Origin of the sequence: Vibrio sp. 1CM24A (assembly GCF_023161725.1) — a bacterium.
Classification (GTDB): Bacteria; Pseudomonadota; Gammaproteobacteria; order Enterobacterales; family Vibrionaceae; genus Vibrio; species Vibrio coralliirubri.
Map to the genome: position 1 here is coordinate 52,403 of NZ_JALNTS010000002.1, position 18,945 is coordinate 71,347.

The 18,945-nt window shown below is 42.8% G+C and carries 13 protein-coding genes; 7 read left to right on the forward strand and 6 right to left on the reverse strand.

Going from position 1 to position 18,945, the window contains the following annotated elements:
• The first annotated feature begins 139 nt into the window (after positions 1 to 139).
• Positions 140 to 2,023: a methyl-accepting chemotaxis protein gene (locus tag MSG38_RS04335; protein WP_048613181.1), complete on the forward strand. Its 1,884-nt coding sequence runs from the start codon at positions 140 to 142 to the stop codon at positions 2,021 to 2,023.
• A 71-nt stretch (positions 2,024 to 2,094) separates the two neighbouring features.
• Here the strand turns inward: MSG38_RS04335 and azu are convergent, their stop codons facing one another.
• The 4 genes from azu to trxB all read right to left on the reverse strand — a co-directional run bounded on the left by azu (position 2,095) and on the right by trxB (position 7,441).
• Positions 2,095 to 2,547: an azurin gene (azu, locus tag MSG38_RS04340; protein WP_017063577.1), complete on the reverse strand. Its 453-nt coding sequence runs from the start codon at positions 2,545 to 2,547 to the stop codon at positions 2,095 to 2,097.
• A gap of 274 nt (positions 2,548 to 2,821) precedes the next feature.
• Positions 2,822 to 4,543 carry a cysteine/glutathione ABC transporter ATP-binding protein/permease CydC gene (gene cydC / locus MSG38_RS04345; protein WP_050646072.1) on the reverse strand — a complete coding sequence of 574 codons (1,722 nt, stop codon included), beginning with the start codon at positions 4,541 to 4,543 and terminating at the stop codon, positions 2,822 to 2,824.
• The gene (cydD, locus tag MSG38_RS04350) at positions 4,536 to 6,320 is read right to left on the reverse strand and encodes a cysteine/glutathione ABC transporter permease/ATP-binding protein CydD (RefSeq protein WP_248401116.1); all 1,785 of its coding nucleotides are present in this window, start codon (positions 6,318 to 6,320) and stop codon (positions 4,536 to 4,538) included. Before cydD ends, cydC begins: the two co-directional genes overlap by 8 nt.
• A gap of 161 nt (positions 6,321 to 6,481) precedes the next feature.
• Complete coding sequence (gene trxB / locus MSG38_RS04355) at positions 6,482 to 7,441, reverse strand: thioredoxin-disulfide reductase (protein WP_004733400.1); 960 nt, start codon at positions 7,439 to 7,441, stop codon at positions 6,482 to 6,484.
• Positions 7,442 to 7,902: 461 nt separating this feature from the next.
• Between trxB and MSG38_RS04360 the strand changes: the two genes are divergently transcribed.
• The 4 genes from MSG38_RS04360 (at position 7,903) to MSG38_RS04375 (ending at position 14,150) form a co-directional block, all read left to right on the forward strand.
• On the forward strand, positions 7,903 to 8,415 hold the full coding sequence (locus MSG38_RS04360) for a hypothetical protein (protein ID WP_248401118.1): 513 nt from the start codon (positions 7,903 to 7,905) through the stop codon (positions 8,413 to 8,415).
• Between the two features lie 6 nt (positions 8,416 to 8,421).
• Positions 8,422 to 11,229, forward strand: coding sequence for an AAA family ATPase (locus MSG38_RS04365; RefSeq protein ID WP_248401119.1), 2,808 nt, complete (start codon positions 8,422 to 8,424; stop codon positions 11,227 to 11,229).
• 1,045 nt (positions 11,230 to 12,274) lie between these two features.
• Complete coding sequence (locus MSG38_RS04370) at positions 12,275 to 12,931, forward strand: 2OG-Fe dioxygenase family protein (RefSeq protein ID WP_248401462.1); 657 nt, start codon at positions 12,275 to 12,277, stop codon at positions 12,929 to 12,931.
• Entirely contained in the window at positions 12,915 to 14,150 is a 1,236-nt protein-coding gene (locus MSG38_RS04375) for a cysteine desulfurase-like protein (protein ID WP_248401120.1), read from the forward strand. The genes MSG38_RS04370 and MSG38_RS04375 overlap by 17 nt, the downstream gene beginning before the upstream one ends.
• Before the next feature lie 180 nt (positions 14,151 to 14,330).
• Here the strand turns inward: MSG38_RS04375 and MSG38_RS04380 are convergent, their stop codons facing one another.
• Complete coding sequence (locus MSG38_RS04380) at positions 14,331 to 15,002, reverse strand: type 1 glutamine amidotransferase domain-containing protein (RefSeq protein ID WP_248401122.1); 672 nt, start codon at positions 15,000 to 15,002, stop codon at positions 14,331 to 14,333.
• Positions 15,003 to 15,236: 234 nt separating this feature from the next.
• Here MSG38_RS04380 and MSG38_RS04385 point away from each other — a divergent pair, with 234 nt between their 5' ends.
• Entirely contained in the window at positions 15,237 to 16,121 is an 885-nt protein-coding gene (locus tag MSG38_RS04385) for a LysR family transcriptional regulator (RefSeq protein WP_050052967.1), read from the forward strand.
• A gap of 350 nt (positions 16,122 to 16,471) precedes the next feature.
• A complete protein-coding gene (locus MSG38_RS04390) occupies positions 16,472 to 17,722 on the forward strand; it encodes a sensor domain-containing diguanylate cyclase (RefSeq protein ID WP_248401123.1) in 1,251 nt (416 codons plus the stop codon).
• A gap of 110 nt (positions 17,723 to 17,832) precedes the next feature.
• On the opposite strand, the gene MSG38_RS04395 is transcribed toward MSG38_RS04390, so the two are convergent.
• Positions 17,833 to 18,657 (reverse strand): DUF2797 domain-containing protein, encoded by an 825-nt coding sequence (locus MSG38_RS04395; protein WP_248401124.1) that lies wholly within the window; start codon positions 18,655 to 18,657, stop codon positions 17,833 to 17,835.
• Between the last annotated feature and the right edge of the window lie 288 nt (positions 18,658 to 18,945).

The window sequence follows — 18,945 nt, forward strand, 5'->3', positions numbered from 1 at the left end:
ACAAGCCAAGGAATTGACATTAGGTAAGCTTATGGTTTGATTAAAATTATATTCCGATATTAAATTGTGAAATCGCTCGAATTTAATACTGATATTGGGTAGTATGCGCGGGATTTCCCACCACTCGTGAAACTTTGACATGAAACTAACATTAAAGCAGAAGTTGATAGGTGCTAGCCTATCTGCTGTTGTCGTTATGGCTACAGCGTTGACTTGGTTATCAGCAAACCAATTATTTGAACAGACTCGTAATGGCGTATACCTACGAGCTGAAAGCGTATCTGAAGCAGCATCTGAAGGTATAAAAAACTGGATTGATATCCGTACTGATATCGCATCAGCATTTAATGAGTTTTCACGAGAAGGTGATGTTGTCCCTTTCCTTAGACAAGCTCGTGTAGCGGGTGGCTTTGACGATATCTTTTTAGGTACTCCAGAAGGTGGAATGTACCGTTCACATCCTGAACGTAATCGTGCAGATTACGATCCTCGTCAACGTCCTTGGTACCAAGAAGCAAACGCTGCAGGTAAGCAAATCATTACTACGGCTTACCAAGATGCAATCACCAAAGCACTGCTAGTAACGATCGCAGAACCTGTTCGCCACAACGGCCAACTTGTTGGTGTTGTTGGTGCAGACGTACTTATCGACCAATTGGTTAACGATGTAATCAGCCTTGATGTTGGTGACAACGCTTACGCAATGCTAATTGATGCCTCTGACGGCACATTCCTAGCACACCCAGATTCAGCACTAAGCTTGAAGCCTGTAAGCCAGCTTTCAAACGATATTTCTATGCCTATCATCGAAAACGCAGTGCGTACGGGTAGCATCGAGATCATCAAAGAACGTGGCGCTGACAAGCTGCTTTACTTCACGAAGGTGCCTAACACTAACTGGATCTTCGCGGTTCAGATGGACAAAGCAACAGAAGAAGCGAACCACTCAACGCTACTTACTCAGCTGATCATCACTGCTGTCATTATTACGCTCATCGTAATCGTACTTGTGTCTTGGTTAGTAAGCTTCCTATTCCGCGACCTAAACCGCGTTTCAGCAGCACTTGAAGAAATTGCTTCAGGTGAGGGCGACCTTACTCAACGTCTTGAGCCTAAGAGCGATGACGAAATTGGTCAGCTTGCTGCAAACTTCAACCGTTTTGTGGGCAACATGCACACCATGGTGATCAAGCTAAGCGAAGTATCTGCTGCGCTGGGCAACCAAGCACGTCAAACGGCTTCTCAAGCTGAAGAACGTAGTGCTCGTATCCAAATGCAACAAGACGAGATCAACATGGTAGCAACAGCCGTTAACGAAATGGCTGCAGCAACACAAGAGATCGCAGGTAACGCAGACCACACTGCACAGAACTCATCTGAAGCGGTTGGCGCGTGTGAGCACGGTACTGGTCAAGTAACACAGACTCAAAGCTCTATCCAAAACCTTGCTCAAGAAGTTCAAATCGCAACCAACGTGATTCTAGAGCTTGAAGAGCACGGCAACAGCATCAACGCTATCTTGTCTAACATTCAAGGTATTGCAGAACAAACGAACCTACTTGCACTTAACGCCGCTATTGAAGCTGCACGTGCCGGTGAGCAAGGTCGTGGTTTCGCAGTAGTAGCGGATGAAGTTCGAGTTCTGAGTCAACGAACACACGGTTCAACGCAAGAAATTCAACAAACGATTGAGTTGCTACAAGGTACAACAGGCAAAGCGGTTAACATCATGAACGATAGCCGTACTCTTGCTGAAACCAGTGTTGATGACGCGAACTCAGCGGCTGCAAGCCTAACGCAAATCCATGCTGCTGTTGAACGCATCAGCGACATGGCAACACAGATTGCTTCTGCTGCAGAAGAGCAAGCGTCAGTAACGTCTGAGATTACTCGTAACACTGAAGGAATCCGTGACGTATCTAACGAGCTAGCAGACGAAGCACACCAAGCTGCAGAGCAAGCTGCACAACTTTCTGAGCTGTCTCACGAGCTGGAAAGCGAAATCAGCCGCTTTAAGCTGTAAGCGAAGCCAATATAACAAAGCCCCGACCTTGGTTGGGGCTTTGATGTATCTGTACAATCTAGACTAACGAGTTATTTAAACTCAAACTTGCCCTTCATGATTGCCCAGTGGCCCGGGAATGAACATAGGAAAGAGTAATCGCCACCGGCTGTCATTTTCTCTGTGCTGAAAGTGATTGAGGTTGACTCGCCACCACCGATAACACGAGTGAAGGCGTAAACGCGGCTGTCGTCAGGTTTTACGTAGTTATTGTCGATACCTGCCGACATACCATCGATCCCCACCGCTTGTAGCGACGCAGTGTCTGTTATAACGACGTTGTGACCCATTGATTGGGCTGGCATAGAACCAGTATGGTTTAGCGTCAGCTTCACTTCTTTACAGCTCGCTGGAACGCTTAATGTGTCAGTTGAAAATTTCATTTGATCACTAGCATCAATCGATACTTCACATTCCGAGCTCGCTTGAGCGGTAAAACTAGCACCTACAAGCGCTATCGTTGTTGCGATTAATCGTAAAGACATACACTGTTCTCCATTATTGTAGGGGGAGGTTATTCCATGAGGTTGATCGATACGTATTATCATAGAAAGATGATCATAGTAATGTGCTACGACTTGAATTATGCGCAACTAGTTGCTTTTTAAATGGTAAGTTTTTTTAGGAAAGGGCAAAACTAATCAGCACATGAACAACTGTTTAGGGGGAATGGTTGCTCGATACTAGAATCACAGACAAACAAAAAGCCCGAGCATAAACTCGGGCTTTGAATGGTTTTCTTTATAACTTATGAAGGAGCTAGATTGCCTGACGAAGTTGGAAGTAACGTCCTTCTTCGTTTAACAGCTTCTCATGAGAGCCGTTTTCAACAATCTCGCCTTGTTCAATCAGAACGATAGAATCCATCGATTCCAGACCAATCAAACGGTGTGTAATGAAGATAACCGTCTTGCCTTCGAAGTGCTTCTCGAACAGCGTCATGATGCTCTGCTCGGTTTGCTTATCTAAGCCTTCTGTTGGCTCATCTAGAAGCAGGATAGGAGCATCATGAAGAATCGCACGTGCGATACCAATACGGCGCTTCTCACCACCAGACAGTTGACGACCACCGTCACCTAACCAGCTATCAAGTGCGTTATTCTCAAGCAGCTTTTCAAGGCCAACATCTCTTAGGATATTCGCTAAGTGATCATCGGTTGCTTCTGGTCTTGCAATCAACAAGTTGTCACGCAAAGTACCATTTAGAATGTCGACACGTTGGCTTACCACACTGATTGATTCACGAAGCTGTGATTCATTCCACTGCGTCAGTTCAATGCCCGCGATTGAGATGTAACCCTTCTTAGGATCCCAGTAGCGAGTCAGAAGTTGAATCAGAGTTGATTTACCAGAACCCGTTTGACCCACAATCGCAACCTTGTTCGTTGCAGGGATTGTCAGGTCGACAGCGTTCAGAACATTGCGCTCAGAGTCAGGGTAGTTGAACGTCACGTTTGAGAACGTAATATCAAGTGGCTTGTTGATGTCGAGCTTCTCTTCAGCAAACTGAACTTCAGGCTCCGACAGAATCACTTCGTTCAAGCGACGAGCAGAAGACAGAGTTTGACCCAAATGCTGGAACGCGCCTGCGATAGGCATCAACAGTTCAAAACTTGCCATGGTTGCGAATGCCATTAGCGCGATGAACGGGTCTGGTGCATTACCACCCACGCCGTCAGCCGCAAGCCAAAGCATAAGAACAAGCGTCAAACCGTTGAACAGCATTAGCGCTGCTGAAGCCATACCGGTTAGGTTAGCGTTCACAAACTGATTCGCCATCAGCTTGCGTTGCGTTTCTAGAATCGCATTACGGTAACGCTCTTCAGCACCAAACAGAGTCAGTTCGCTGTAGCCTTCAATCCAATCTAGCGTCGTTACACGAAGATCCGCTTTGTTTTGTGTCAGTTCACCACCGTTACGTTTACCCAATTTGTAGAACAAGATTGGCCAAACCAACAGCATGATAAGAAGGATAGAACCTAAGATTAAACCTAGTGAGCTATCGAACCACATCAAGAACAGAGTCAGGAAGAAGATCCCGAACACACCCACCGTCACTGGGCTTACTAAGCGCAAGTACACGTGGTCCATGGCATCGACATCAGCAACCAAACGGTTCAGTAGGTCAGCGTCACGAAGGTTTGAGATACGACCTGGGATGAGCGGAGCCAGCTTCTTGAAGAAGAAGATACGCAGATCAGTTAACAGTTTGAATGTCGCATTGTGGCTAACAACACGTTCACCCCAACGACCCGCTGTTCGGCTCATTGCCAAACCACGTACACCACCACCCGGTAGCATGTAGTTGAAGGTTTCACGCGCAATCGTAAGGCCAGCAACCGCAGAAGCTGAAATGAACCAACCTGATAGCGTTAACAAGCCGATAGAAGCCGACAGAGTAGCAAAAGCCAATAGCATGCCTAGCGATAGGCCAAACCAATGCTTTTTATAGAGTTTCAGGTAAGGCAGTAAATCACGCATCTAAATTACCCTTATTATCTTGTTGAGCTAAGTTCGCGTTAAGCATCTCTTCGAATAAACCACCCGCAGTCGAAAGCTGAGAGTAATGACCTTGTTCAACCAGACCACCATCGCGCATAACCAGAATGTTATCGACCGATTTAAGCGGGGCAAGTTGGTGCGTCACAAGTAGGGCAGTGCGGCTTTCGATGTTGCTATTGATGCCTTTCATTACCAACTGTTCGCTACGAGTATCTAGGCTAGCTGTTGGTTCATCGAGCAACCAGAACTGGCCGTCTTGAATCATTGCGCGAGCCAGAGCCAAACGCTGAGATTGACCAACAGACAGACCGCCAGAGCGATCAGAAATCATGTAATCCAAGCCGTGCTCAGTTACGAATTCGTTAGCAAAAGACTGCTCAAGTGCATTCTCGACAACTTGGTCAGTGATATCGTGCTTACCTAGAGTGACGTTGTCACGAATCGTACCGTGCAGTAGCAACGGGTTTTGACCAACCCAGCTAATCGTTTTACGCCAAGAGGCTAAGTCTAGGTCACGCAGTTCAATTCCATTGATTTTCAAGCTTCCTTCATAAGGCATGAAACCAAGAATAGCGTTGATCAAACTCGTTTTACCCGCACCACTTGGGCCAACTAACGCAGTCGATTGGCGAGTGTTCAGTGCAAACGAGATAGGGCCAACTAATTGAACACCCTCAGGGCTTAACACTTTGAGATCTTGAGCTTCAATATTGATGCCTTGAGCCGGGTCGAGCTGAGTGTCGCCTGATTTAACCTTAGTGATATCTGTTTCTAGGAACTCGACAATACTTTCGGCTGCGCCAACCGCTTGTTGCTTCGCATGGTAGAAAGTACCTAAATCACGCAGAGGTTGGTAAAACTCTGGCGCCAAGATAAGGATAAACAAACCTGCGAATAGCGTAATGCCAGCGCCGTAGTGGCCGAAGTTAAGCTCACCGATGTAGGTGAAACCAAAGTAAACCGCTGTCATTGCGATAGAGATCGACGTGAAGAACTCAAGTACAGCAGAAGACAAGAAAGCGATTTTCAACACATCCATGGTACGCGTTCTGAACACTTCAGATGCACCTTTAAGTACCTCTGTTTCAGCGTTTGTGCGGTCAAATAGACGGATGGTTGTCATTGACTGCAAACGGTCGTAAAAGTGACCAGAAAGACGTTGCAGTGCTTTGAAGTTTTTACGGTTTGCATCGGCTGCTTTCATACCAACAAGTGCCATGAACATCGGTACCAGTGGAGCAGTAATCAAGAAGATCAGTCCTGCTGCCCAGTTAACTGGGAACACCACAACCAAAATAATGAATGGAATCATTACCGATAAAGACATTTGAGGTAAGTAACGAGAGAAGAAGTCTTGCATGTCTTCTACTTGTTCTAGCAACAGGGTTGCCCACGTACCCGCAGGTTTGCCTTTGATATAAGCAGGGCCTAACTCACGTAACTTATCAAGGATGAGCTGCCTGATGTAGACACGGATCTGTTCACCACAGCGATAACCTGCGATTTCACGTCCCCATGTACAGCCAGCACGGCCAACGACCGATAATGCCAAGCCTGCGAAATGACCAACCAGTTCAGATTTATCGACATTTTCGATGATCAGCTGGTGAAGAATAGAGGCGAGAAGAGCTGCTTGAGCAATTAAAAACACGCTTGAAAGTACGCCAAGGCTAATCGCAATCATAAGCCAGCGTTTCGCTAACTTACTCTGTTGCTTAAGCCACTTGTTCAAGCTGCGTTGTTTTTTCTTATCCATTATGAAGGCTTAATGATAATTATTATTTGTTGAGGGCGGGTAGTATACAAAAGAAAGCCCAGTGGATATACCGCTGGGCTCTAGGGATTTACAACAAATTGTGATGATGCCCTGCATCTACTGAGGCGAGAGCCCCGATAATCAAATCTGCAATCTCAGATTTACTTATCGTTAAGACCATCTAGGAAGCGTTCAGCATCCAATGCAGCCATACAACCTGTGCCTGCAGAAGTAATTGCTTGGCGGTAGTTGTGGTCCATTACATCACCTGCAGCGAATACGCCTGGGATGCTGGTTTGTGTTGCGTTACCTTCAAGGCCCGACTGAACGATGATGTAGTCATCTTTCATATCCACTTGGCCTTTGAAGATTTCAGTGTTTGGTTGGTGACCGATAGCAATGAATGCGCCCATTACTTCGATGTCTTCTGTCTTGTCAGACTGAGTATCTTTAATACGAACGCCAGTTACGCCCATGTCGTCGCCCAGAACTTCGTCTAGCGTGCGATCAGTGTGAAGAACAATGTTGCCGTTCTCTACTTTGTCCATTAAACGCTTCACTAGAATCTTTTCAGCGCGGAACGTGTCACGACGGTGAACTAGATGAACTTCAGACGCGATGTTAGATAGGTAAAGTGCTTCTTCAACCGCCGTGTTACCACCACCCACAACCGCGACTTTCTGGTTGCGGTAGAAGAAACCATCACATGTAGCACAAGCAGAAACGCCACGGCCTTTGAATGCTTCTTCAGAATCTAAACCTAGGTACTTAGCTGATGCACCCGTTGAGATGATCAACGCATCACACGTGTACTCGCCAGAATCGCCTTTAAGACGGAAAGGGCGGTTAGAAAGGTCGACTTCGTTAATGTGGTCGAACAGGATCTCTGTTTCAAAGCGCTCAGCGTGCTCTTTCATGCGATCCATCAGTGCTGGACCCGTTAAACCTTCAGCATCACCCGGCCAGTTTTCCACTTCTGTCGTGGTTGTAAGCTGACCACCTTGCTGCATACCGGTAACCAGTACTGGGTTTAGGTTTGCACGAGCAGCGTAAACTGCAGCTGTATAGCCAGCAGGGCCAGAACCAAGAATCAATAAATTACAGTGCTTTACGTCGCTCATGAGGACTCCGAAATTGAAATTGTTTTTATTTATAATCGCTTAGGATTGTATGGAAAATATGGAGGCAATAAAAGGTTAAACAAGGGCTGAAGTGTAATTAATCGTTATAGTTTAGAACTTAATGGAGACAAACGTTTTCGTGGCTGGAAGATCAGTGAAAACACGTAAAGGCTTTGGGGGAGAGCATGGGGTAACGATAACGGGTATTGCATGTAGGTGAAATTATATTCTGTTAGCTATGTCTGCCGCTAAATGATGTTGAAATTGACTTTGACGGAGACTGTACGTTTTGGCATCTGCAAAGCGATTTGGCAATACCTATGCAAGGCTAAAATGATAATATTTGGCTTGTTGATGTTGATAAAAGTGTCATTAAATCAGCATGTTGTGCATATTAATACATCGAGAATAGTGATACTATGAAGTTGGTTAAACTGTTATGTCAATAATGGAGTCTCAGGTTGGTATACGAAGAATTTTTAAAGAGTGCGGGAAAGCATTTAAAGACATGTGAAGTGATCAACGATTCTTTAGCTGCGCTTGATGATTCATTGGTAGAAAATCAAAGCAGTATAAAGTTACTCACATTGAATTTGTACTATATTTCAGGTTATGTAATTGAATGTTCCATTAAGTATGGTATCTATGTATCACTAGGGTACGATAAAACAGCTTGTGTCAAACAGCTCAATACCGATACGGTAAAGTTTGGAAGAGAGATTAAGCACCATAGATACGATAAATATGAAGATGTCTTTAAAATGTTATATGCCGGTAGTATCGTTCTTATCGATAACAAATCGGGTATCGCACAACCGGTAAAAAATTTATATAGCAATTGGGATGCTACTGTTCGATATTGTTGTGATGACATCCCGCAACAATTTAGACACAGTGACAATAAAGAGCATGTTATTGAATTTTACAATTATGCAAAACAAATATTCTCTATAATCCGAAGAGATCTAAGATAGGTTGATATGTTAAAGTCTTTCTCGATAATTGATAAGTTAGCTATGGAATTAGAGTTACTGATTTCAACAAGCTCAATTTCCGATTTTAAAGTTGAACTAACGTTAAGTCAAAGAATTAATGCGTATATTGTTAGTGATACAATTAAATCTGTATCTGATATGGGAATAGGTTCAGAATACATAGATAAATATGATGTTAGGTTTGAATTTATATCAAATTTAGAAAAGAATAGTGAAGACTATTCATATTTATTCGAAGATGGTGTTAAAATTAATTACGGCGTTAGGCGTTCGTTACACAATTTGATAGAGCCTAAAAAACAATGCCAAGAATTAAGACCTAATGTGGTTACATTTTATAGTTATAAAGGCGGTGTTGGCAGAACGACATCTATTGCTTTATTTGCTAGATACTATGCAAACTTGGGAAAAAAAGTATTTGTTCTTGATTGTGACTTTGAAGCGCCCGGTTTAATTAATTTTTTTGGTGTCTCTCAGTTTGATAACCCTAAAAATGGTATTGTCGAGTATATCAATGATAAGAAGTTTGACTCTAGTATTAACTTAAATGAAGACTATGTGTATGAAGTGTCTTCAGCTTATAGTGGTGAGGGTCGCATAAATATGATGCCTGCAGGCAATGTTTTTGGGGCTGACATATCTCACTATCTGGAAGGGCTTGCTAGGGTTGATATGAACGGCCCCAACGCATTATTAAATGAATTTAATAATATTTTTCAAGACATAGAAAAGAACTATGAACCAGATGTAATATTAGTAGACTCTAGGACTGGTTTTAACAACGTATTCGGTGCTTTGTCCCAACTGTCACACACTATTGTTGGTATAGCTGGAGATGACCACCAAAATGAGCCTGGGTTGAGTATGTTGCTCGATCAACTTAACGATGAGAATTTACAAGCTAAGTTATGTTTAGTTTTTTCTATCGTATCTTCATCTATACCAAGGCGTGTCAGCGCATTTAGAACAAAGGTAGAAAATCTGTTAGAGTCGGAACTTAATATTCCAATATTTCACTTTCAAAGAGCTAGTGAACTGGAGTTAATTGGTACGGATTCTGAAAGTTTAGATGATGTACAATTTTTCACTTCTGATCGTTCTTCCTTCTATTTCCCATTTTTTGACTATTTATCTACTGAGTTAATGAAAAATAGCATCGAATCTGAAAAAGAGATTGAAGTTGAAGAGGTCATTGAAGAATTACCACCAGTTGAACAAAAAGAAACGCTAAAAAATCAAGTTGTCTTAAGTGACACTGATACTAACGATGACTATTTATTACAAAATAGAATTCTAGGCAAGTTAGTGGATAATTTCCCTCAGCAGTATGCCGAACAAGAAAAGTATACTGAAGAGTTTTACAGAAACAAGTTCTTTATTAGACAATGTATGCAGGACTTATTTTTACCTGAGTATAAAATCCTTTTAGGTGGTAAAGGTACGGGTAAAACTGCGTTTTATAAGGCCCTGCAAGAGAAAAGTTTTTTTGAAGTTTTAACTAAAAGAGCAGAGAAAAAACACCTAAAATTTTCTGTTCAAAATATAATTTCTGAGCCGAATTCAAATGTTAAATCTGGTTTCATAAATTTCAGTACAAGCTTTGATGATATTCTTGAAAATGAGAGTCGCGTCAGGAAACTGTGGGTTACTTACATTTGGTTATCTATCGCTAACAAATACAATATGGCAGATCACCAGCTCTATTTTGAAATTAAGGATGATTCGAGCTCAGCTCAGAAATTTATTGATATTATTGAGTCAAGAGAGAAGTTCAATGAAATAGAGGCATCTTTAACTAATATTGATAATATGTTGAAGTCGAAAGACGAGCGGTTAATTATTACGTTTGACCAGCTTGACTTTGTTGTTAAACCTATTGATTGGGATAATGGTATATCACCTCTAATTAGGCTCTGCCAGTCTAATACGTGGAGTAGAATTCAGCCAAAACTGTTTTTAAGACGTGATCTATTTAATAAGCTTGGTAATATAACAAATAAAAACTCTCTTTCTAATCAAATAATTAATCTTGAGTGGTCTCAAGGTGAGATGTATGCGTTCCTGTTTAAAGTTATTTTCTCAGTTTCTAATGATGATTTTATTGAATATTTGAGGAAAAACCTACCCCATAATTTCATTGAACAAAATGTAGTCAAAAAGCTTAAGCGAGCAAATCAATTTAATCAATTGCCAGCGGATGAGTTTACGTTGAAGCCATTAGTTGAATCTTTCTTTGGGGCATCTTCCTACAGCTATACAAACGCATATGATGAACTCTATAACAATCTTAAGAACGCAGATAAAACAGTTAGTTTAAGACCCTTCTTGGATTTGATTCGACTCGCAATAGAGGAGCAGAAAAAAGATGGCGGCAAGAAGAGAGCTGGTTCAATTTTAAGTGTTAAGTATTGTGATAATAAATTCGTTCGTTCACAAGCTGTCGATAACTACTTTAATGATTTAGCTAAAGAAACGGGTAATGAACTCATTAGACATTTTGTTGGCGATATCCGAAATAATCTTGTTCCAACGTGGTTAAAGTGTTCATCTCTTGAACAGCATGACTTTGAAGAGTTAGTTGAGTGTGTTCGTCGAAATCATCCTGAGTTAAGCTCGACTTCAGTGACAGAGTTCGAAGAAGATTTAAAGTTGAATGGGATTATCTTCGTTACTTATATTGCTGGGCATCGTAAGAAGTATTCGTTCGCATATCTCTACAAGTACTATTTGGATTTAATTTCTCCAAAGGCGATGGCAAAAGCAAACAAGCTAAGGAACAGCAGAAATCACTAATTATGAACTAGCACTCAAGCTTTTTGTTCATTTTACAGTGTTATCTGAATCTATGGTTTAGCTACTTAGGCACGGGAACTTGTTCGAATTAATCCCTGTGATATATCACGGGGATTTGCTGCTATCAGTGTTAAAAAACGGTCAACTCTTAGTGCGAAAGATCTAAAAGTGCTGCGTAATAATGATGCTATAACGTGTTAGCAAAAAGCGTATAATCTTTTTGGTTAATAAGCGATTTCTTTGCGTTCCCTTTACATAACCATGAGTTGTTAATTATGGAAGAGCCGCAATTAAATACAGGCGTTATAGTTTCACCGATGATCTTAAAGCCATGTTCGTTGTTGTAACCGGTATCACAGACGTCGTTTAGGTTACAGAAAATACTAAGTAAATCCACTGCGTAATATTTCATTTCAAGCAATCTACATAAAACGCATCATCAATTCGAATTAGGTCCACATCATTCAAAGTTAAGTATTCGCGTGACTAAAAGGTCGGTAAAGTCGTTACTTTAAAAAGAAGCAAACCTTTGAGGGCGGCCGAGTTCCCCCCGAACTCGACCTGTTCCAGACGCGCAAGCAAAGGCGTTTGGTTTCTGGCGTACTCATAAATTAACCAATTTCAGTTTGTTGTGTAAATAATCAATAGCTTGCCAATTGATAGGTAGGTCGTATTTCGTTATGCAAAAGCATAGAAATGAATGATGGCGAGTGTAATGCCTGAACTCAGGCAAGAAGGCTGGCGTATTAAAGGGAAAGGGCTGACACAATATGAAATCTGGCTTGCTAGTTAATAATATCGTTAAATTTAAATTTGTAGGGATTTATAACTAGCTAGTGGAGTGTGCTAGTTTTAAGAGTTGGTCATCTTTTATTCTGGTGTTATACACTGCTTTTTATTTCTCGGTTGGATTTAGTGTCTGAATTATTAAATTTGACGGGATAAATGATTGTTTAATGTTGATTTGGCAAGATCTTCAAGTATCCTTTATGTAAACAAAACGTTAAATGTCGAAAGTTAATTAACAATCATTAAGGAGTCGATGATGTTACATGCTCACGAAAATACCCTACATATTACCCACCTCAGTAACCACGCGGTTAAGGAGTTGTCACCATCATTCTCTAAGCTACCAAGTACAGAGCATGCAGATGGCCAGTTCCGATTGAGAAGGTACTCAGTGGTTGAATTCAGTAATGGACAAGTCGTTGAGCTAGACAAACATAACTTTGTTCAGTCTGAAGACATTAATCACTTTCAAGGTGACGTTGTTCGTCAGTTCGAGCCGATTGAAGCACAAATTCTAAGCAGCGAAGGCATGCAAGAGATGTGTGAACTGTTTATTGAAACCAATGGGCTTGAAGACGGACAAGAAATCGAAATCCATCAAATCCGCATCGCCGCAATTTTTGAAGAAACTCAGGTTGCACCAGAAGGTGTTCACCAAGACGGTTTTGACCACATCGCTTTGATCGGAGTGAACCGACATAACATTGTGGGTGGTGAAATTATGCTGTATCAAGACTCACATGAAGCGCCATTCTTTAGAAAAGTGCTAGGCGATGGCGAAGTGGCAATGCTTGCTGATAGTAAGCTTTGGCACAATGCACAACCGATTCGTACCATAGACCACGATGAGATGGGCTATATGGATGTGTTTGTTCTAACGGCTAAGGATGCGCGTAATGTCCTTCACTCTTAATGATGTGCGCCAACAGTTTAGCGCGTTAGGCCAATATCATAATGGCAAGCCGGTCACTTTCTTTGATGGTCCGGGTGGCTCTCAGGTACCTGAGAATGTTTTAGCTTCAATGACCGAATACTTAGGGCATTTCAATTCAAACCTAGGCGGACACTATTTTTCTAGCCAAAAGACCACAAGCTTAATGCAGCAAGCGCGAGAAGCGGCGCAAGCCCTGCTTAATGCGGAGTCTTCTGGCAATGTTGTGTTCGGCGCGAACATGACATCGTTGACCTTCCAACTGAGCCGAGCGATCAGCCGTGATTGGAAAGAGGGCGATGAAGTTATCGTCACGGCTTTAGATCATTATTCGAATGTATCGAGCTGGCAGCAAGCGGCAGACGACAAAGGCGCGATTGTTCGCCAAGTTCGAGTAGACGAGTCGGATTGCAGTTTGGATATGGCGCATTTTGAGTCGCTGCTTAACGAGAAAACCAAGCTTGTTGCGGTGACATTTGCTTCGAACACCACAGGCTCGATTGTCGACATGGCAAAAGTGATCGAACTTGCACATCAGCATGGTGCTCAGGTTTATGTCGATGCCGTGCATTACGCGCCACACCACTTGATTGATGTACAGCAACTGAATTGCGATTTCTTAGTGTGTTCAGCTTATAAGTTTTTCGGCCCGCATGTGGGTATTGCTTATGTTGCGCCTCAATGGCTGCATACTTTAAAGCCTTACAAGGTAGAGCCTGCAACCAATATCGGCCCAGGTCGTTTTGAGACAGGTACGCAAAGTTTTGAAGGCCTTGCCGGTGTGATTGCGGCGGTAGATTACTTGGCGCAGTTAGGTGATCCCGCCGATTCATTGCGTTCTCGTTTAGAGCAAAGCTACGCGCTGTATAACAAGCACGAGAGCCAACTCAGTGAGTACTTTCTTAAACGCTTGTCCGATCTTGAAGGGGCAAAGCTTTACGGAAAAACCGAGTTTGATTCGAATCTAAGAACTCCAACCTTTGCGATTACCTTCGATGACCATTCTCCAGAGTTCATCGCTAAGAAGCTGGGTGAACATAATATCTGTGTGTGGAATGGACATTTCTACGCATTAGGTTTGGTGAAGCAGTTGGGTATTGAAGAGCAGGGCGTGGTTCGTATTGGTTGTATGCATTACAACTCGATTGAAGAGATAGACTTGTTGTTCAATGTGCTTGAAGGGATCTTACGAAGCCGCTAGCAGAAGTAATTAGCAAGAAGTCACAGGCACTTAATAGCGACAGAATTAGAAAAGAGCATACTTCTCTCAATAATATTGAGTAGGAAGTATGCTCTTTTTGTTCCATGAACTTATATCTGTTTAGCAAAGTCTACTAAGACTAAAGCCGCTAATCGCTAATCGAAAAAGTCCGTGATTTAACTAAGACAATTGCTTAACGAGAGCTGCACCTACTGCGTGCGCACTGGTTGGGTTCTGACCGGTAATCACTCGCTCATCAACAATTACAAGCTCATGCCAAGGTTGAACCTTGTTGAAACGCGCTGCGCTACGAGCAAGAGATTCTTCCAATAAGAATGGAATGTCATTGATGGTGCCAAAGTCGATCTCTTCTTCACGTGTAAAGCCAGTCACCGATTTAGAGCTTAGTAGCTTCTCGCCGTTGCTTAAAACAATCGGAAGCAGCGCCGCAGGGCCGTGACATACTGATGCAATCACACCACCATCTTCATAATGCTTAGCCGCAATAGCAGCGAATTGCTCGTTAGTTGCTAGGTCTGAAAGCAAGCCGAACCCGCCTGGGTAGAAGATAGCATCGTAGCTTTCTGCATTAATTTGGCTTACAGGAATCGTATTGTTGATGCGGTTTTGGAAATCATCATCAGCCAAGATCTCCGCGTTTACTGAATCCCCTTCAATATCGGTTCCGTACAACGGGCCTTTACCACCCTTGATAGAAGCGATGTCGTACTCAAAACCCGCAGCCAAGATCTCTTTCAGAGCATGAGTCAGTTCAGGCGCGTAAGTCCCGTTCGCTTGGTCTGTATCGCCTAGTGTTGCGTGGTTAGTTACAGGTATTAGTATTTTTTTCATGATTCGTCCCTTTGAGCATGTTTGCTTGGTTTCAGCGTCGTTGTTTAGACATCCGCGTTCTTAATACAGACATCAGTTTTTTTTAATAGAGATGCCGCTGTTTCGTTACCTGTAATACTAGGAGTAAACCATTTGAGTGATAATATGCCGAATAGACAAAACATTATTGCTATATAGCAATAATCGAATGAGAATTAGTCGGGTGTGAATTCGTTAGATGTAAACAGGTGAAGTATGGACAGCTTTGAAGGGATTAATGAGTTTGTTGCGGTAGCTGAGTGTCATGGCTTTTCTGCAGCAGCAAAACAACTGGGTTGCAGTACCAGCCATGTCAGCCGCCAAGTTTCAAGGTTAGAAGAGAGAGTGGGTGTGGCGTTGCTTGCACGCTCTACACGAATGGTAAGCCTAACTGAATCGGGTCACACCTATTATCAGCAGTGCAAAGACTTGGTTATTGGGCTTCAGCAAGCGAACGAACAAGTGACTTCTCAACAAACTCAACTTAGCGGTACATTACGCGTCAGTGCTGCGGGCGCTTTTGCTGAGAATCATGTCGCTGCGGCGTTGATGGAATTTGCCAAAGATCATCCTGAGCTCACCATCGAGATGAACTTCAATACCAAGATGGTTAACTTCATCGAAGATGGTATCGACTTCGCCATTCGTTACGGCCGATTGGACGATTCGGGTTTGGTGGCAAGAAAGCTCGTCGATCGCCCAATGGCGGCCGCAGCCAGTAAGGACTACATAGAACAATTTGGTACGCCAACTCATCCAGAGCAGTTGAAAATGCACAGCTGTATTATCGCAAACAGTGATCAGTGGCTATTTGAGAAAGAGGGCAAACCGTTAAATGCAGTGCGAGTGCATGGGCGCTGGCGCAGTAACAATTCGAGCGCAGTACTGAAAGCATGTGAAGAGGGACTTGGTGTTGTCTACCTTCCCAAAAGCAGTTTCAATGGCGGTCTGACTAATGGAAAGCTTGTCCCGGTGCTTGAAGAGTATTGGGGAGCAGGAACCAGCAGTTGGGTCGTATATCAAAATCGTCGTTTTTTACCCCAGAGAGCACGGCTAGCAATTGACTTCTTAGTCGCTTATTTTTCGGATTGGAATGAATAATCGACTAGCTTTCAAGCGAACAGCCAACAAGATAGAAGTGAATAATGAACGGGTTTGAAAAGAGTCGTGATTAGCGCTAGCTCCCTACTTTAAGGTCGAAAAAAGAAAAGCTAATACTTACATAGATATACGTTATCTTTTTTTGTTTTTTGACGCGCGTAATAGGATTGAGATACTTGTCTACTTTTGATAACTGGTGTTAGCGATTGAATTGTAGAGAAGCCCGCAACAGTACGATATACTAGATACTATATTAATGTCCCTAACGCGTGATAGATTCTGTGGAAGCGTTGGCAGGATGTGTTGTTATGCTCCAGTTTATGAAGTGTAGCTAGAGTGCGGAGTTGGCAATGTCTTCAATAAATTTCGAATCCACGTACGGTGTAATAACTATTCAAGATATGAATGTAGTTAGTGTTGACGCTAACTATGCTCGCATCTATGGATACCAATCGCCCGAAGAACTACTTTCTAATATCGATAGCTTTCTAGATCTAATCTCAGAAGATTATCATGTTCTCGCCTATCAAAATTACCTTGAAACGGTCAGTGGTCAACGCGACCCTCAGGTTCACACCTATACCAATGTTGATCGTAATGGCAGAGAGTTCACCGTGTTTTCTATCGACCATGTGACGGAGTGGCAGGGAAGGCCTGCACTGCAAGTCACGGTGATCGATCTTTCCCCTGCGATTCAGCTGCAAAATGCGGTGCGTGAGCAAGATAAGATGTATCACGACATGATCATGCAATCTGGGCAGGGCATCTTGGTTCACCGAGATTTCAAACCGCTGATGGTCAATCAATCTTGGGTCAACATGCAAGGCGCGGCTTCCATCGAGCAAGTATTAGAGTTGGACTCTATCCTTGAATTGGTACCAAAACAGAATACCGATGGCATCAGCAAGCACTATCATGCGCTTATGTCTGGTGAGTTGTCTGGAACGAGCACTGTGGTCGAAAACATTGGGTTTGACGGTGTGCATCGATTTTTCAATATTTACGACAATGCGATTACGTGGAAAGGTCAGCCTGCGGTTCAGGTTGTGCTCGAAGATGTGACGCAAAAGGTGATGTTGGAAAAGCAGTTGGTTCACCAAGCTAATTACGATGAAATGACGGATTTGCTCAATCGTAGGGCTATTTATGAATGGCTAAGAGAGCATATTATCTCTGAAAATTACCTTGTGTGTATGTTGTTGGATATCGATGATTTTAAGTCGATTAATGACACTTACGGTCATATGGTCGGTGATGAGGTCATTTGTGCTTTGGCTAATATTGCCAAGCGCAATGCCGATAGAGTGGGTGGAGTCGCAGGCCGTTGGGGTGGTGAAGAGTTCATTATCTTTATCCCAAATGCGTCTCTTGAACTAGCATACGAGGTGTCAGAAGAGATTCGCCAACAGTTCCATCACGTTGAGTTCAAAATTGATGAACAGGTTCGATTTAATTCGAGTGTCAGTATCGGAATCAGTGATAGTCGAGCTTGTGAAGACGGTGTCACTATTGACGCACTCGTGAATTTAACCGATCAGTCTCTCTATCGCGCGAAAGCCAATGGCAAGAATTGTGTCGACGGAGATGTGGTTGCGCTCTAGTATTTGTACGTTGCTTTATTAAAGCTGATCGTCTCATCTGAAATGAAAGATGCCCTGAAGCTAAAGCGTCAGGGCATTTTTGTATCTCACTTGTGATGGCGCTCAGCTGATTAAGCAGAAACCTCAACTTCGTAAGAACCGAATTTACGGATGTTAATCACACCAGTATCCAAGATAAGGTATTGGCCTTTAATGCCTTGAAGTACACCGGTCACCTCAGGGTTCTTATCAAAGTTGTGCGATACAATCTTCACAGGGTGCTGTTCAACGGGGTAGCTCAATGAAGTGATGTTCTCACTTAGAATTTCGATCGCATCGTCACCAAATTTTGCTCTGATCTCTTGGATTTTATCCTCAACCAATGGCAACAGTTCTTTGGCTTTTTCTACCAACTCGATGTCGTCGCCGTCGCCTTTTAGCAGCGTGCGCCAGTTGGTTTTGTCAGCAATGTGCTTTGCTAATTCAACTTCGATCAGGCCAGAAATCTGACGTGTTTTTACCTTCAATATAGGCAAACCTTGAGTCGCGCCTTGGTCAATCCAACGGGTAGGGATTTGAGTATGACGAGTGATACCTACTTTTAGGCTTGATGTGTTCGATAGGTAAACGAAGTGATCAACCATGCAGTTCTCTTCGCCCCATTGAGGCTCACGACAAGTGCCTTCATCGTAATGGCACGTCTCTGGTTTCATGATGCACATGTCGCAGCTTGCTAGCTTTTTCATGCACACAAAGCAGTGGCCTTGAGAGTAGCTTTTCTTAGTTTTCTTACCACACGAACAACAAAAAATATTGCCGGTATGGGTGAGGTTGATGGTTTTACCAATCAGAGGGTTTAGCTCTACAAACTCTTCACCTACAGGTAAACGGTAAGTAACCGCACCATCAAGGGAAGCACTCATTTTCTTGAGTGTTCCTTTTGCTAATAAAGACATGACATTACTCGTTGTATTTTGATTATTATTTCGTCCACTCGCTCGCCTTGTGAACAGGCGATACGGTTAACGATGATTTGCGATGAGTATAACAAATAGAGTCTGCATTTATACGCAATATTGCTCGATTATTGCGATGGATAATTGATGGTAAACACTCAGTTTAAATTATGGTATGACATTTTGTCCGGGCGTGATATAACGCTTTTTAGTGGATTATTGGTATCAATATCACTAATCCACTCAGGTTATTTTTTATCATGAAATCCCAACTCTAGGGATATAAGC

Coding starts and splice junctions, on each gene's coding strand:
- MSG38_RS04335 (WP_048613181.1), top strand. CDS start 140: ATGAAACTAACATTAAAGCAGAAGTTGATAGGTGCTAGCCTATCTGCT.
- azu (WP_017063577.1), bottom strand. CDS start 2,547: ATGTCTTTACGATTAATCGCAACAACGATAGCGCTTGTAGGTGCTAGT.
- cydC (WP_050646072.1), bottom strand. CDS start 4,543: ATGCGTGATTTACTGCCTTACCTGAAACTCTATAAAAAGCATTGGTTT.
- cydD (WP_248401116.1), bottom strand. CDS start 6,320: ATGGATAAGAAAAAACAACGCAGCTTGAACAAGTGGCTTAAGCAACAG.
- trxB (WP_004733400.1), bottom strand. CDS start 7,441: ATGAGCGACGTAAAGCACTGTAATTTATTGATTCTTGGTTCTGGCCCT.
- MSG38_RS04365 (WP_248401119.1), top strand. CDS start 8,422: ATGTTAAAGTCTTTCTCGATAATTGATAAGTTAGCTATGGAATTAGAG.
- MSG38_RS04370 (WP_248401462.1), top strand. CDS start 12,275: ATGTTACATGCTCACGAAAATACCCTACATATTACCCACCTCAGTAAC.
- MSG38_RS04375 (WP_248401120.1), top strand. CDS start 12,915: ATGTCCTTCACTCTTAATGATGTGCGCCAACAGTTTAGCGCGTTAGGC.
- MSG38_RS04380 (WP_248401122.1), bottom strand. CDS start 15,002: ATGAAAAAAATACTAATACCTGTAACTAACCACGCAACACTAGGCGAT.
- MSG38_RS04385 (WP_050052967.1), top strand. CDS start 15,237: ATGGACAGCTTTGAAGGGATTAATGAGTTTGTTGCGGTAGCTGAGTGT.
- MSG38_RS04390 (WP_248401123.1), top strand. CDS start 16,472: ATGTCTTCAATAAATTTCGAATCCACGTACGGTGTAATAACTATTCAA.
- MSG38_RS04395 (WP_248401124.1), bottom strand. CDS start 18,657: ATGTCTTTATTAGCAAAAGGAACACTCAAGAAAATGAGTGCTTCCCTT.